This is a genomic window from Bryocella sp. (assembly GCF_058498515.1).
The window spans coordinates 177805-191439 of record NZ_JBMHYI010000066.1; the positions used below are offsets into that span (position 1 = coordinate 177805).

Here is a 13635-nt window from a genome sequence, read left to right on the forward strand (position 1 = left end):
GAGATGGTCCAGCATCACCAGCAGGGCAATTTTGGCAACGGGAATAACAAGAAAGGCGTCCCTCGAGGGACGCCTTTCTCGTTGTGCCTGCAACATGCTCAGAGCCGGCAGATCAGCAACTCGCGCTCGTAGATCATCTCGGGAGGAAGGTGGTCGTGCAGCTCGAGGAAGAGCTGTTCGTGATCCATGACTTCCCTGCGCCAGGCAGACCGGTCGACGGCCTGCAGCTCGTTGAACTTTGCTTCCGGGAAGTCGAGACCGTCCCAGTGAATGTCCTTGAAGTACGGCGTCCAGCCGATGGGAGTCTCCTTGCCGAGCGCGCGCCCGCGGACGCGATCGACGATCCACTTCAGCACTCGCATGTTCTCGCTGAACCCCGGCCACATGAACTTGCCGTCGTCATCCTTGCGGAACCAGTTCACGTGGAAGATCCGCGGGGTCGAGCTGAGCTCGCGCTGCATCTTCAGCCAGTGCCGGAAGTAGTCGCCCATATGGTAGCCGCAGAAGGGCAGCATGGCCATGGGGTCACGGCGCACCTTGCCCTGCGCTCCACCTGCGGCAGCGGTCGTCTCTGAGCCCATGGTAGCGCCCAGGTAAACCCCGGAGGACCAATTAAACGCCTGGAAGACCAGAGGAATGTTGGTAGCGCGGCGGCCTCCGAAGATGAACGCGGAGATGGGCACGCCGTCAGGTGACTCCCAGGCCTCGCGGTCGAAGACCGGGCACTGCGTGGCTGGCGCGGTAAAGCGCCCATTGGGATGCGCCGCAGGTGTTGCGGAGCCTGGAGCCCACTCGTTGCCGCGCCAGTCATGAATCGTAAGACCTTCACCCGACGGCGGAGCGCTGCTCATGCCTTCCCACCACACGCCCTCGGGCTTGCCGTCGCGCAGAGTCAGAGCGACATTCGTGAAGATGGTGTTTCGCGAAAGTGTAGCCATCGCGTTCGGGTTGGTGTGGGCGCTCGTGCCGGGAGCCACACCGAAGAATCCCGCTTCAGGATTGATGGCGCGCAACTGGCCATTGGCGTCCGGGCGAATCCACGCGATGTCGTCGCCGACGCACCAGACCTTGTACCCATGGAATCCTGCCGGCGGGATAAGCATCGCGAAGTTGGTCTTGCCGCAGGCCGAAGGGAAGGCCGCGGCGACGTACGTCTTCTCGCCCTGCGGATCTTCCACGCCCAGGATGAGCATGTGCTCCGCCATCCAGCCTTCATCGCGCGCAATGTTTGAGGCGATACGCAGCGCGAAGCACTTCTTGCCCAGCAGAGCGTTGCCACCGTAGCCCGAGCCATAGCTCCAGATCTCGCGCGTCTCCGGGAAGTGCACGATGTACTTGGTGTCGTTCTGCGGCCAGGTCACATCCTGCTGGCCCGGCTCCAGCGGAGCTCCCACGGTGTGCATGCATGGCACCACGCGCTTCAGGTCCTTATCGATCTCCTCGAAGACCGCCTTGCCCACCCGCGCCATAATGCGCATGTTCACTACCGCATACGCGGAGTCCGTGAGCTGCACGCCGATCTGCGACGCTGGCGAGCCGATGGGGCCCATCGAGTACGCCAGGACATACATCGTCCTCCCGCGCATCGAGCCCCGGAAGAGATCCTTCAGGCGCTTGCGCATCACGTACGGGTCTTCCCAGTTATTGGTTGGCCCGGCCGTGTCCTTCGAAAGCGAGCAGATGAAGGTGCGGTCCTCGACGCGGGCCACGTCGTTGGGCGAGGAGCGTGCGTAGTAGCAGCCCGGCCACAGCTTCTCATCAAGCCGCACAAAGGTACCGCCGTCCACCAGCTTCTGGCAGAGGTACTCGTTCTCGGCCTCGGAGCCGTCGATCCAGTGGATCGCGTCGGGCTGGCACAAATCTGCCATCTTCTCGACCCAGCGAACGAGGTGTTTATTGCTGGTGAGCACCTTGGTAGATGTCATTGTTGCGTTGCGCGCGGCTGCGGCCATCGGGCTCCCTCCAGGGCGAGGAAAAATCACCTGTAGGTAGCAACGGTACCAGCGTGCCGGACAATTTGTCTTAGACGTAACGGTGACTAACCATCGAATATCGCCCAAATTGTCGAATACCGTTTTCACGGTCCCGCAGAGTCCCAATGCGACCCTTCAAAAGTGCCGGGACAATCCGCGCGACCACGCATCGAATGGTGTGAGACATGCAGGTTTGTGCTCCGCAGGAGTTCCCGGGGCCCAGGAGGGAAGTATGCAACCAGCAGGAGATCCAGCCCGGAGACCCCGGGTCGCGGTGGTCGGAGCCGGTTTCGCGGGCATCAACGCGGCCCAGCGGCTGGGCAAGTTGCCGGTGGACGTGACGGTGATAGACCGCACCAACCACCACACCTTTCAGCCGCTCCTCTACCAGGTGGCGCTGGCGGTGTTGTCTCCCGGAGACATCGCGCAGCCCATCCGCAGAATCCTGAGCGACAACACCAACACCGAAGTCCTCATGGACGAGGTTCGCAACATCGACGCGCAGGGCCGGAAGCTGCACCTTTGCTCGGGCGCGGAGGTGGACTACGACTACCTCATCCTCGCGACCGGCTCCACGCACAGCTACTTCGCGCACCCGGAATGGGAAAAAACCGCGCCCGGACTCAAGCTCATCGAGGATGCCGTCGAGATCCGCCGCCGTGTGCTGCTGGCGTTCGAACTGGCGGAGCGCCAGATGGTCGAGACCGGATCGCATCCGTTCCTGCAGTTTGTCATCGTCGGAGGCGGCCCGACGGGCGTCGAGCTTGCCGGAGCCATCAGCGATATCTCGCGCCTCTACATGGGTAAGGACTTCCGCCACATCGACCCGAAGACCGCCAGGGTGCTCATCCTCGAAGGTTCGCCGCACATCCTGTCGGCGTATCCCGAAGACCTCCAGCAGAAGGCGATCGAGCAGCTCAACGCGATCAACGTGCAGGTGCGCGTAAACGCCAAGGTGACCGACGTTCAACCCGGCTATGTGATGGTGGGCGACCCGCCCAACGCTCAGAAGATTGAGAGCGTCTGCACGCTATGGGCGGCGGGCGTAAAGGCCTCGCCGCTCGGCAAAGTGCTCGCCGACAGCCTCGGAGACGCCAGCATCCTAGACCGACGCGGCTGCGTGATCGTCGACGGCCACCTCAATCCCAAGGGGCACCCGGAGATCTTCCTGTGTGGCGACCTCGCGCACTACGAAGAGAACGGCAAGCTGGTGCCCGGCGTGGCCCAGCCAGCCATGCAAATGGGAGTCTATGCGGCCGATCGTATCGGCCTGCTGCTGCGTGACCCCGCCGCAGCGGTCCGCCAGAAGGACTTCCACTACTTCGACAAGGGCGATATGGCGACGATCGGCCGCAAGGCTGCCGTGGCGCGCATCGTGTGGCCCTTCAAGGCGCACTGGTCCGGCTTCATGGCCTGGCTCACTTGGCTGACGGTCCACATCTTCTTCCTCATCGGCTTCCGCAACCGCCTCAGCGTCTTCCGCAGCTGGGCCTACACCTATATCCGCTTCCGCGATGGGGTGCGGCTGATTACGGGCTCGCAGGACCTGCCAGGCTGGAACAAGCTGGCGCAGGAAGACGCGGTGAAGAACGAAGCTAAAGCCGAAGTCGTGGCGAAGAACTAGCCCTTCAGGAGCCAGCGCTACTCGACGCCGGTTTTCACCACCGCGGTGTTGGCTTTGCTGAAGGCCACTGCGTGCGCGATGTCGGCACGGTGGGTGGTCCTGCCGGCATCGGTGTTGTGCGCCGCCTGCGCGTAGTAGCCCGCCGCTACCGCCGTGTCGCCCAGCGTCTCGGCAGCCTTGCCGGCGTCGAGCAGAGCATTCAGCCGATTCGGGCTGTAGTGCAGCGCAAGCTTGTACTCAGCGAGCGCGTCGCTGGTGCGCCCCAGCAGCATCAGCAGGTCACCCAGCATCTCGTCGGCGGGGATATCGACCTCACCCTGCCCGAGTTTGTCCTGCTTCTCTGCCGCAGCGCGCATCGCCTGCAGCGCAGCCTCATTGTGGCCGGCAGCATATTCCTTCCATGCCAGCACTTCGTTCTGCTCCACCTTGAAGCCCTCCGCCATATACGCGTACGGCGTGCCGTGAAGGGCCTCCAGCGCCGTGTTGAACTTCGCGTAGGAGTCCGCCGCGAGCTTCGCATCCTTCAGGTGCCCCGCCGCGACACCGTTGCCCCAGTTGGTATCGAGCGCATCCGACCCGTGCGTGCCGGGCGCGGGCTGCAGCTTTGCCAGCCCCGGCCAGTCGTGCATCTCCATCAGGTAAATGGTATTCAGCTCGTTGACGAAGAACCCTCCTGCATCCTTCATGTCATCCATCATCGGCATCGCGGCCATGCGCTTCGCCAGAGGTTGCATGTGCTCCGTGAGCACATGCGCCTTCTCATCCTGCCCGGTCTGCAGGTAAGCGTAGATCAGGAACTCGTCGGCGTGCATCTGGTGTGCGACGCCCGGCATGTGCATGCGATCATCCATCTCGCTGGCCTTCACCGAGGCCACGTTGGAGTCGATGTCTTCCTGCCACAGCCCAAGCCGCGCAAAGATGTGCCCAGGCATATGCAGCGCGTGCGGCGAGCTCGGCGCAATGCGCGCATACACCTTCGCGGCCTCCAGGCCATCCTGCGCCAGCGCAGGTGTGTCGCAGGTGTGGATGATGTAGTGCGCCAGCCCCGGGTGCTCGGGATACCGCTTGAACAGCGGTTGCAGCACCGCCAGCGCCCGCCGCTCTTTGGTCAGCGAGGTATCCTCCGGCGCAACATCCGCCAGCAGCGACAGCGCATAGAACGCCGCGCCTTCGATATCGTCCGGAAAGTCCGCATGCAGCTTGCCCATCAGCGCGGTGTAAGCGTCCGCACCCTGCAGGTAGTCCTTGGGGGCCTGCTCGTAGAAGGCGCTGAGCGCAGCGATGTACTCATGCTCGCGCGGCGTGACGGGACGCGCAGCGGCCAGCTCCCGTGCCTCCGCCATCTCCGCCGCGCCGGTCTTCAGCGCCTCGGCATCAGGCCGTCCCCATAGCTCGTGGAACTGCGTCATCGCGATGCCCCAGTGAGCCATGGCGCAGGTCGGATCGGCCTTCGCGAGCGCACGGTACTGCGTCTCCGCGTTCGTGTAGCCGAAGGAGTGCAACAGCGCGATGCCGCGGTTGAAGGCAGCCTGCTGTGCGGGCGCGCAGGAGACAGGGAAGTGCACATCGCCGAGCTTCTCCGCGCTCATCGCTTCTTCTTGATGATGATGGTGAGCCATGCCGGGCATGTCCTGCGCGACGGCCCGAGGCGATGCGGCCGGAGCCAGCAGGGAGACAAGAAAGATGACAGGGAGGGCTGCTGGGAATCGAAACGAACACATGCGCGCAAGCCTAGTTGATGCACTTTGCAATCGCAAGCACATGATTTTGGAGGAATGAAGCAAGTCGTTTCCCGCCCAGCCAACTTCCCGCGTGCATCTTCCCTCCTACACCGGAGACTTGCTGGCGTCAGGCGCATCCCGCGCACGAAGCGGGCTGCCATACGATGACGCCACAGCGACTCATGGAGTGTCTTATGGCCCTGATGGATGTATTTCTGGATGAAATTCGCGATCTGTACAGTGCGGAAAATCAGCTGGTGAAGGCCCTTCCCAAGCTCTCGAAGGGCGCCAAGGACCCGCAGCTCAAGACCCTGTTTGCCGATCACCTCGAGGAAACGAAGGGGCACGTCGAGCGGCTCAAGCAGATCTTCGAGATGCTCAATGAAAAGCCCACCGGCAAGCACTGCAACGGCATGGAAGGCCTGATCGAAGAAGGCGACGAGGCTCTCGAAGAGGACGCTGAGGGACCGTCGTTCGATCTCGGCCTGACCGGTGGCGCCATTCGCGTCGAGCACTACGAGATTGCCGGCTACAGCGCGGTCATCGCCATGGCGCAGACCCTCGGCTTGACCGACGCAGCCAACCTTCTCTCGCAGACCCTGAAGGAAGAAGAGACCGCGGCGAAGAAGATCACCGCACTCTCCGATCCGCTGATGAAGGCCGCGGCGAAGCAGCCAGCCGAAGAGAAGAAGCCGATGGACGGCAAGGAAAAGTACGCCGCCCAGTTAAGCAAGGAAGACGAAAAGGCTGCCGCACCGGAGCTGAAAAAGCACAAGGCCCCGACAGCGGCTTAGCCCCGCTTAGATCGCCAATGAATACAACGCCCGCGAAGCATCGCTTCGCGGGCGTTGTATTTGCAACCTGAGGCTCTTAGAAGTGAAAGACAAAACCGCTGGAGAAGTTCAGCATCTTCGCGGCTGGCACACTGATCGAACCACCATAGATCGAGCTGGAGATCGTGCTCACCGAGCCATAGCCAATCTCGAGAGCTCGCACGTCAACGTGCTTGTTCAAGCGATAGTCGGCTCCCACCAACCCCTGGACTTCGAGCTTGGTGACATGCACCGGGCTTAGTGGGGACTTGGTACGTCCCGCGCCGAAGAGCACCTCGGCGTAGGGGCTCCAGCGCTCATAGTGGTGCACGATGCGCGGCCCGACTAGGAAGCCATTGAGGTTGGCGCCATTGCCATGCTCAACCTCATCGCGGACGTCCGCACCGGCGTCGAACTTATCCGCATGGTAGAAGTCGTAGTATCCGCCGATGGCGACACCGCCGAAGATGTTGGACGTCTTGCCTGAGCCAAGGAACGCAAATGGCCCTTGGTCCGCCACCGAGTTGGAGATGCGCGAGACGACGGGATTGAAGTAAACGCCCACCTGGGCCTTCGCGGCGAAAGCGGAGAGGCTGAGCGCCAGCGCCGCGACAAGAAACTTACCCTTCATGCGTGAACAGTCCTTCGAAAGAGCGTGTGCGTGATGCGCGGAGCGATGAGGAGACACTAAGCCGTGACAGCTTCGCGTACCTTGACCGGCGTGAGCCAGTTGAAACGGTCTGCGGACAGGCCGTTGACGATGTCGAAGAAGGCCTTGTGCAGCGCCGTCGTAATGGGGCCCATGGCGCCGTCGCCGACCATGATGCGATCGACTGAGCGCAGGTGCGTGACCTCCGCGGCCGTGCCGGTGAAGAACGCCTCTTCGCAGATGTACAGCAGTTCGCGAGGCAGTGCCTGCTCCACGACGGGGATACCCAGCTCGCGAGCCAGCGTCAGGATCGAGTCGCGCGTGATGCCGTTCAGCACAGAGTTCGCCAGCGGAGTGGTGTACAGCGTGCCGCCCTTGACGATAAACAGGTTCTCGCCCGAACCCTCAGACAGCGTGCCGTTGCGGTCGAGCGCAATGCCCTCCACATAGCCGTTGACCTCAGCCTCCATGCGAATCAGCTGCGAGTTCATGTAGTTCGCACCCGCCTTCGCCATCGAAGGCATGGTGTTCGGAGCGAGGCGGTTCCAGCTCGAGATGCAAACGTCCGCGCCGTCATTGCCCGGGACATACTTGCCCCACGGGAAGTTCGCGACGTAGACTTCGACCGGTGACTTGAGCGGGTTCACGCCAATCTCGCCATAGCCGCGGAAGGCAATCGGGCGGATATAACAAGGAGCCACGCCGTTCGACTCCACCACTTCGATCACCGCTTCGTTCAGCTGCTCCAGCGTGTACGGCAGCGGCATGCGGTAGATCTTCGCCGAGTCCTGGAAGCGCTGCATGTGCTCCGTAAGCCGGAAGATCGAGTTGCCGTCGGGCTGCGAGTAGGTCCGGATGCCCTCAAATACGCTGGAGCCATAGTGGACGACGTGGCTCATCACATGGATGTTGGCCTTTTCCCACGGGATCAGTTGACCGTTGTGCCAGATATTGGCGGTAGGCGTAATAGGCATCGGGGCTCTCCTCTTTCGTGCAGTGATTATACGTGCTGCAGGCGGACGGATGCCCCTTGGACGCTTGCGCCTACCCCGTGGGAAGCCGCGAAAGCAACGAAAAACTGGACAGCAACAGGAACGGGATTCTTGATCTGACGCTGTGCCGTTGACAGCCGCGTGCAAGAATCGAAGCCAGCATGGTGGCCCTCTTTGCAGTCGCGAACATCGAGATGATTCGCCCCCAGGACTCGTCCTACGTGAGCTTCTCACTGCTCGCGTTCAGCTCGATCCTGTTCCTGGTGGACCCCTTCGCCGCGCTGCCGACGTTCCTCGCCGTAACCGCTGGCCAGTCGAACGCGAAGCGCGTCCGAACCGCGCGAAAAGCATCGCTGACGGCGCTGGTTGTGCTGTCGCTGTTCGCCTTCATCGGCAAGTACATCTTCATGCTCTTCGGCATCACGCTGCCCGCCTTCGAGATTGCAGGCGGCATCATCCTCCTGCTCATCGGCCTGGACATGCTGGAAGCCCGCCGCTCGCCGACGCAGGAAGTCCCGCCTGAGACCGAGGCCGCCGCCCACAAGGATGACGTCGGCATCGTGCCCATGGGCATTCCGATGCTCGCCGGACCGGGCGCCATTACCAGTGTGATGGTGCTGGTGGGCCAGGCTCAGGCCCGCTGGCAGCTCCTTGCGATCCTCGGCGCCATCGTCATCACCTCGCTCCTCTGCTTCCTCGTGCTGGGCTCGGCCGCCCGCGTAGGCCGCATGCTCGGCGAGACCGGAATCCGCATCCTGGTCCGCATCATGGGGCTCCTGCTGGTCGCTCTGGCGGTGCAGTACTTCGTCAACGGCCTCGCCGATCTCGGCGTGCTGCTGCATGCCAAGGTCGGCTGAGGAGACGCCGGATGCGCGAACTCTCCTGGGTCGACTCCCTGCGCGCCGAAGCATTGCTCTATCTCGGTGGCCGCGCGGTAGCTCTGCGAGATTCCCTGGTAATGAGATTCCGCCCGGAGACCGGGGAGGGCCGGCTGCGCTGCGAGGCTCGCGACGCTCAGACGCCACTCGTCGTCCCAGCCACCATCCGACGCGACGCTGGGAGCTCCCTCGAAGCCCAACTGGGACAGCCCAACGTCGCGCCGCGGGCCCTGCTCGTCATCTGCCACGGCATCGGCGAGCGGCTGTTCTTCTGGAGGCGAGCCCAGCAGTGGCTGGCCGAGGAGGGAATCGTCTCCCTCGTCTTCCACTACACGGGCTATGGCGCAAGCAGTGGGAGGGGGCGCATCGCGCAGTTTGAGGCGGATGCCATCCTCGCCTGCCAGCACCTGCGTGAGAGGTTCCCTGGGCTTCCGCTGTCTCTCCTGGGAACGTCGATGGGTACGGCTGTGGCCATCCACGCCGCCGGCCGCGCCAATCCGCAGGGATTGATCCTGTCGCAGGGCTTTCCTTCGCTTCGCGAAGCTGCATGCGAGGTTCTTCGTCTGCGCGGCATGCCCATGCCCGCGGCGGCTTTGCTCCCCGCTGCCCTTCTTCCTGATGTGTGGCGCAATGCCGAGCTTCTGCAGGAACTCCGCTGCCCTGTGCTGGTGGTGCACGGAACGGCCGACGAACTCTTTCCGGTGGCCATGGGAGAGTTGCTCTTCCGCGCCGCCGAAAAACGCTCCGGGTGCTCGGCAGCCCTCCTCACGCCGCAAGGTTTCGCGCACAGTGATATTTCGTTGAGGCCGGCATCGGAGTACTGGGACGGGATTCGGACGTTTGTCCTGGCCGGCGCCTGATGCGGATTCACGGGTGATTGCACGGGCGTAGGGTGAGTGTCCTTATTTCCCAGTAGGGCAAGCGAGAAGACGGACGCGAGGCGTCGCAAAGAGAGAAGGTTCCTGCCATACCCACGACTCGGGCTGGTGCCAGACGTAGTCCTGGTCCGTCGCGATGAGAGCCGTCAGGTGCAAAGACGCACAGGTCCTCACAAACGCTTGCGGACTAACGTCTGTGACGAAGACTAATTCTGGAGAATCCTTCGTGTTCTCGACGTCTCCGTACAGCCCAAGCAGCGGCAGCACGTTGCGTCGCAGGCAGTTGTCGACGTCACCGCCGAAGCTGGCCTCACAACTGTTATCGCCAGCTGCAACCCGACGGTTGAGGTACAGGAGTACCGGGCGGCTCAGCTTTCCGTCAGGGTTTGCCTGTACCACCGCGTCGGAGGGCGTTGTGCGGCCGATCTGCGCCCACATCTGGCGAAGGTCTTCCAAGTCTGCGCCGATGCCCGGCGTAAACAGAAATGGCGCCATAGGACGAATGAGGCCCCGGTCGATCATCGGGAGATAGATCCGCTGCACCGTTACATCCCATGCCGTTCCCGCTAGCCCGATGACCGCGAACAGCGCCGCGACCCCGTAGGCCAAGCGCGTCGAGCCAGCCAGTGGCTCACCTGACCGATAGCGTCGCCAGACCGCCGCAACGATTGGACAGGCCAACAGCATCAACGTGAAATGCAGCGCCATAGCCGTGTGGCGGCCAAAGTCGTTGAGTCCATGTTGCATGGGGGAAGAGCTTACAAAGGTGGTCAAGACTGCAAAGGTGAGCACCAGCACCCACAGCGCACGGCCCTCCGGCTGCAATGTAGTGGCGCGCAGATCCTTCCTTGCCTGATACCACAGGACGAACCAGAAGAATCCAAGCTCGATCACATAAATCACGAGGAAGAGCGGGACGGAGAGCCAGTCGTCCCGCAGGCCGCGCGTCTGGCTCAGTTTCAAAAGAGGATGAGGACCTCCCCAGGTCAGTCCATACGACAAATGCCAGTAGCGCATGACGAGCTTGAGGGGGAATTTGCCGCCGGGGGTAGCCGATCCGGCGTCGTGGGTCAGGAAGGTAGCGGCAACGTAGTAGCTGTCGATCGCGATTGCGATCACGACGCTCGCCGCGGATGTTACCGCAAGAGGGTAACGCCGTTGCAGTATCAGGGCATCCGCCGCCAATACACCCACCGCGAAGAATACTCCCGCCGCGACAAAGGTTGAGGTCCCAAGAGCAGAGGCGAAACAGATCGCAGCCAGGAAGGTGTTGAGAAGGCGCGTTCGCGTCCATACGGCCTCATGGCCTTGGCCGGCTTCTGGTTGCATGTCGCCTCGCACCAGCAGCATGTACCCAAGCATCGCTGTCGCGAGTCCCACGTAGTGGTGCGGCACGAAGGGTATCGTTCCGGGCCACGGCGTAACGGTCTCGTAGTTCCACCAGAAAAGGGTTGGAAAGAGGCGTCCACCCAGCAGGAGGGTCGTCACGTTGGGGATCAGATCCAATCCCGCGATCAAGCTGACTCCCATGAAGAGAAGGGCCTGGCTGCGAGGTCGAAGCTTTGAACTCGGCCCTGCAGCCGGTAGGACAAGATACTTCAGCATCAGCCACGCCACGCCGAAAAACATGAGCATCGCCCAGACGGTGCTTGCCGAAAGCGTGCTCCGGGCATCCAGCCCGGCCAGCCTCATGGGCATGGCGCACAGGACATAAAAGAAGTAGTAGTAATGCAGTACCGGGCTGTGGCCGTCGATCGTGAAGAACGGGTTGATGGATGGTACTGCGCCTTGCCCAGCCACGAATTGCAATGGCAGGCGGACGTACCAGTCGTTGATGACGATGCCTTCTTCGAGGTGGCCCCTTACGAGCACGGGCGCGCTTGCTGCGAGGCAGAAGATGCCGGCGGCGAGCAGAGCGAAGATCAACGGCCTTGAGGTTTGCCAATCGAATCCTCGCCCAGGCAGTCCCTTTCGTTTGTCTTGGAGCGCCAGCACGGTAGCAGCAACGGCAAGAAGGACGAAGACGAACTGGCAGACTCGAAGGTCACTCATGTGCCCGAGCAACACGGCGATCATCGTCGAAACGGGAAAGGAAAGAACGACGGACCACAAGAGCTTCTCGGAAGAGCTCTTGAGATGGAACCCTGCCACGTTTGTCCAGCGGGCGACCAGGAATCCCGGGGGGATAAGGTAAAACGCGAACAGCACAACTGCTACCAGCGTCGAGCCAAAGCCCGGAAGTGAGACCACGTGCATAGCTACTCTCTCCTTTTGGAGGGGTTCTTGCAGATCATAGAGATGTGGTGTCTTGCTTCACCCTGCCATGGGGAGCGGAGCGTTCGAGCTGCTCCACAAGCACACCAGCAACAGCCTCCAGCCTCACTGCAGGAGGAAGGCGGAGGCTGCGATCAGCAGGCCGGCCAGTCCAAGAAGAGAGCTGACCAGGACGTAGAGGGTCTGCCGCGTCAGCAGCGTGATGGAGGCAAGCACCACCGCGATCTCGAGCAAAGCCTCCCCAAGATCGAATCGCGCAGCCTTGCGCTCGACCAGCTTCACCTCGTCCTCATACTCTTTGGCCGCCTTCTGTGCCTCGTCGTTCTCGGTGCTCCACTTCTCCATCTGAACCTTGTATTGCGCAATCTTCTGCGCCACCGCGGGCGCATTGGCCGAGGGCTGCAGCGTCAGCAGATCGCTCGTCACCTGCAGCTGGTAGGACCGTATCTTGCGCGCCTGGTACTCACTCCACTTGTCGCTGGAGCGGCCCTGCATCAGCGTGGCTTCCGTGTGTTCGCGGTGTCCCAGCACAGTGACGATAGCGACCAGGACCGCCAGCACGCTGATGATGAGCGAGACGTGGGTCATGCTGTTCTCGCCGGCTTCGCGCATTTCCTTGCCGAATTCGTTGATCTCAGTTGCTTCCATGGGGGACATTCTAGCTTCCCGCCGCCTGGCGGGAAGAATTTCGCCCAGTATTCACAGGGGTTTGGCTTAGAAACCCACAGCCGTCCACAGCTCTGTGGTTGCCGGGCCCTGCAGCGTTTGATAAGGTTCTTCTTGTCGCAGTGAAACGCGGCAGTGATCTGAAACGAAGCGGCTTGCAATGAACGCCACTTCAACGTAGGATCAAAAAGTCGCGCTGAGTGAGGCGATGATCAGAAACGACGGGCTTGCAAAGCAACCCGCTTCGAAGTATGATCGAAAAGTTGCACTACGGTGTAGCAACGATCTGAAAAGAACAAGCTTGCCAAGCAAGTAAACTTCAGGTAAGATCGACAACATGAGCTTCGCGCCACGCCTCTGAAGAGGTTGGATCGGCAAGCCGGAGCGCAGTCCAAGCGTTTGAAACGCGGTTAAATGCTGGCCCTCGATGAGGGCAGTCCGCACACAAACCCAAGCCACTGCTGCTAATAGAGATTCAGATTCCTCAGTGGAATCGCGGCCATCTTCGTCGAAGATGTCACCGTTGAGATGTTTTGAGAATTTGTGCTGTCTTCGCGACGCTAGTTCGAGGCAAACGCCCGATAGCGAATCTCCTCCTCAACTGCTCTGTGGGGCTCGAAACATCGAGTCTGAATCGAGAGAAAAAGTTGAGCGACGAGGTTGACAAGGTCGCGAAAGTCGCGATACTCTAGAAAAGTTCGCGCTAAGCGATCGAGCAAGCCCAGTGAGCAAAGCGGTTGACCTGGGATGCTCCGGTAAGGCAAGTAAAGTAGCCAGTCCGGACCACTCGACATACAAAGACAGCGCAATCAAGTTCGAGGACACAATTCCTGTGGCTTTGCCGAGGGTTGTTCCTTGATCCAAAACTGCCCGCCCAGTGCGGATGCAGTCCGGATCTTTGACAACATAGTTGAACGTGCCAGTCGTGAGATGACGCAACATTTGATTGAGTCATTCTCACTATATATATCCTCCCGCCCTTTCGAGCGGTGGGAGGCGCCCGACGCATCGGACCTCCGTCCTGATGTCGTCGAGCAAACCAAGATTAAACGAGAGTTTGATCCTGGCTCAGAATCAACGCTGGCGGCGTGCCTAACACATGCAAGTCGAACGAGAAAGTGGAGCAATCCATGAGTAAAGTGGCGCACGGGTGAGTAACACGTGACTA

General features: G+C 61.5%; 10 protein-coding genes and 1 rRNA gene. 5 read left to right on the forward strand and 6 right to left on the reverse strand.

Translation table 11 applies throughout. The features are described from left to right. Positions 1-98: 98 nt before the first annotated feature. Complete coding sequence (locus tag AC5E6W_RS19870) at positions 99-1952, reverse strand: phosphoenolpyruvate carboxykinase (GTP) (protein WP_491754078.1); 1854 nt, start codon at positions 1950-1952, stop codon at positions 99-101. Between the two features lie 253 nt (positions 1953-2205). Between AC5E6W_RS19870 and AC5E6W_RS19875 the strand changes: the two genes are divergently transcribed. Beyond that, positions 2206-3597 carry an NAD(P)/FAD-dependent oxidoreductase gene (locus AC5E6W_RS19875; RefSeq protein WP_491754079.1) on the forward strand — a complete coding sequence of 464 codons (1392 nt, stop codon included), beginning with the start codon at positions 2206-2208 and terminating at the stop codon, positions 3595-3597. A 17-nt stretch (positions 3598-3614) separates the two neighbouring features. On the opposite strand, the gene AC5E6W_RS19880 is transcribed toward AC5E6W_RS19875, so the two are convergent. Then, positions 3615-5318, reverse strand: a complete 1704-nt coding sequence (locus AC5E6W_RS19880) for a hypothetical protein (RefSeq protein WP_491754080.1) — start codon at positions 5316-5318, stop codon at positions 3615-3617. Positions 5319-5512: 194 nt separating this feature from the next. Between AC5E6W_RS19880 and AC5E6W_RS19885 the strand changes: the two genes are divergently transcribed. After that, a complete protein-coding gene (locus tag AC5E6W_RS19885) occupies positions 5513-6112 on the forward strand; it encodes a YciE/YciF ferroxidase family protein (RefSeq protein ID WP_491754081.1) in 600 nt (199 codons plus the stop codon). A gap of 76 nt (positions 6113-6188) precedes the next feature. Here the strand turns inward: AC5E6W_RS19885 and AC5E6W_RS19890 are convergent, their stop codons facing one another. Further along, entirely contained in the window at positions 6189-6761 is a 573-nt protein-coding gene (locus AC5E6W_RS19890) for a hypothetical protein (RefSeq protein WP_491754082.1), read from the reverse strand. A 56-nt stretch (positions 6762-6817) separates the two neighbouring features. After that, positions 6818-7753 carry a branched-chain amino acid transaminase gene (locus AC5E6W_RS19895; RefSeq protein ID WP_491754083.1) on the reverse strand — a complete coding sequence of 312 codons (936 nt, stop codon included), beginning with the start codon at positions 7751-7753 and terminating at the stop codon, positions 6818-6820. 179 nt (positions 7754-7932) lie between these two features. On the opposite strand from AC5E6W_RS19895, the gene AC5E6W_RS19900 reads away from it, so the two are divergent. Both AC5E6W_RS19900 and AC5E6W_RS19905 read left to right on the forward strand, forming a co-directional pair. After that, positions 7933-8628, forward strand: a complete 696-nt coding sequence (locus AC5E6W_RS19900; protein ID WP_491754084.1) for a MarC family protein — start codon at positions 7933-7935, stop codon at positions 8626-8628. A gap of 11 nt (positions 8629-8639) precedes the next feature. Further along, positions 8640-9509 (forward strand): alpha/beta hydrolase, encoded by an 870-nt coding sequence (locus AC5E6W_RS19905; RefSeq protein ID WP_491754085.1) that lies wholly within the window; start codon positions 8640-8642, stop codon positions 9507-9509. 42 nt (positions 9510-9551) lie between these two features. On the opposite strand, the gene AC5E6W_RS19910 is transcribed toward AC5E6W_RS19905, so the two are convergent. Beyond that, positions 9552-11783 carry a hypothetical protein gene (locus AC5E6W_RS19910; protein ID WP_491754086.1) on the reverse strand — a complete coding sequence of 744 codons (2232 nt, stop codon included), beginning with the start codon at positions 11781-11783 and terminating at the stop codon, positions 9552-9554. Positions 11784-11906: 123 nt separating this feature from the next. Then, positions 11907-12449, reverse strand: a complete 543-nt coding sequence (locus AC5E6W_RS19915) for a DUF4337 domain-containing protein (protein WP_491754087.1) — start codon at positions 12447-12449, stop codon at positions 11907-11909. Between the two features lie 1063 nt (positions 12450-13512). Here AC5E6W_RS19915 and AC5E6W_RS19920 point away from each other — a divergent pair. Beyond that, positions 13513-13635: ribosomal RNA gene (locus AC5E6W_RS19920) — 16S ribosomal RNA — on the forward strand; the annotation flags it as partial.

Coding starts and splice junctions, on each gene's coding strand:
- AC5E6W_RS19905 (WP_491754085.1), top strand. CDS start 8,640: ATGCGCGAACTCTCCTGGGTCGACTCCCTGCGCGCCGAAGCATTGCTC.
- AC5E6W_RS19885 (WP_491754081.1), top strand. CDS start 5,513: ATGGCCCTGATGGATGTATTTCTGGATGAAATTCGCGATCTGTACAGT.
- AC5E6W_RS19870 (WP_491754078.1), bottom strand. CDS start 1,952: ATGGCCGCAGCCGCGCGCAACGCAACAATGACATCTACCAAGGTGCTC.
- AC5E6W_RS19890 (WP_491754082.1), bottom strand. CDS start 6,761: ATGAAGGGTAAGTTTCTTGTCGCGGCGCTGGCGCTCAGCCTCTCCGCT.
- AC5E6W_RS19880 (WP_491754080.1), bottom strand. CDS start 5,318: ATGTGTTCGTTTCGATTCCCAGCAGCCCTCCCTGTCATCTTTCTTGTC.
- AC5E6W_RS19895 (WP_491754083.1), bottom strand. CDS start 7,753: ATGCCTATTACGCCTACCGCCAATATCTGGCACAACGGTCAACTGATC.
- AC5E6W_RS19900 (WP_491754084.1), top strand. CDS start 7,933: ATGGTGGCCCTCTTTGCAGTCGCGAACATCGAGATGATTCGCCCCCAG.
- AC5E6W_RS19875 (WP_491754079.1), top strand. CDS start 2,206: ATGCAACCAGCAGGAGATCCAGCCCGGAGACCCCGGGTCGCGGTGGTC.
- AC5E6W_RS19910 (WP_491754086.1), bottom strand. CDS start 11,783: ATGCACGTGGTCTCACTTCCGGGCTTTGGCTCGACGCTGGTAGCAGTT.
- AC5E6W_RS19915 (WP_491754087.1), bottom strand. CDS start 12,449: ATGGAAGCAACTGAGATCAACGAATTCGGCAAGGAAATGCGCGAAGCC.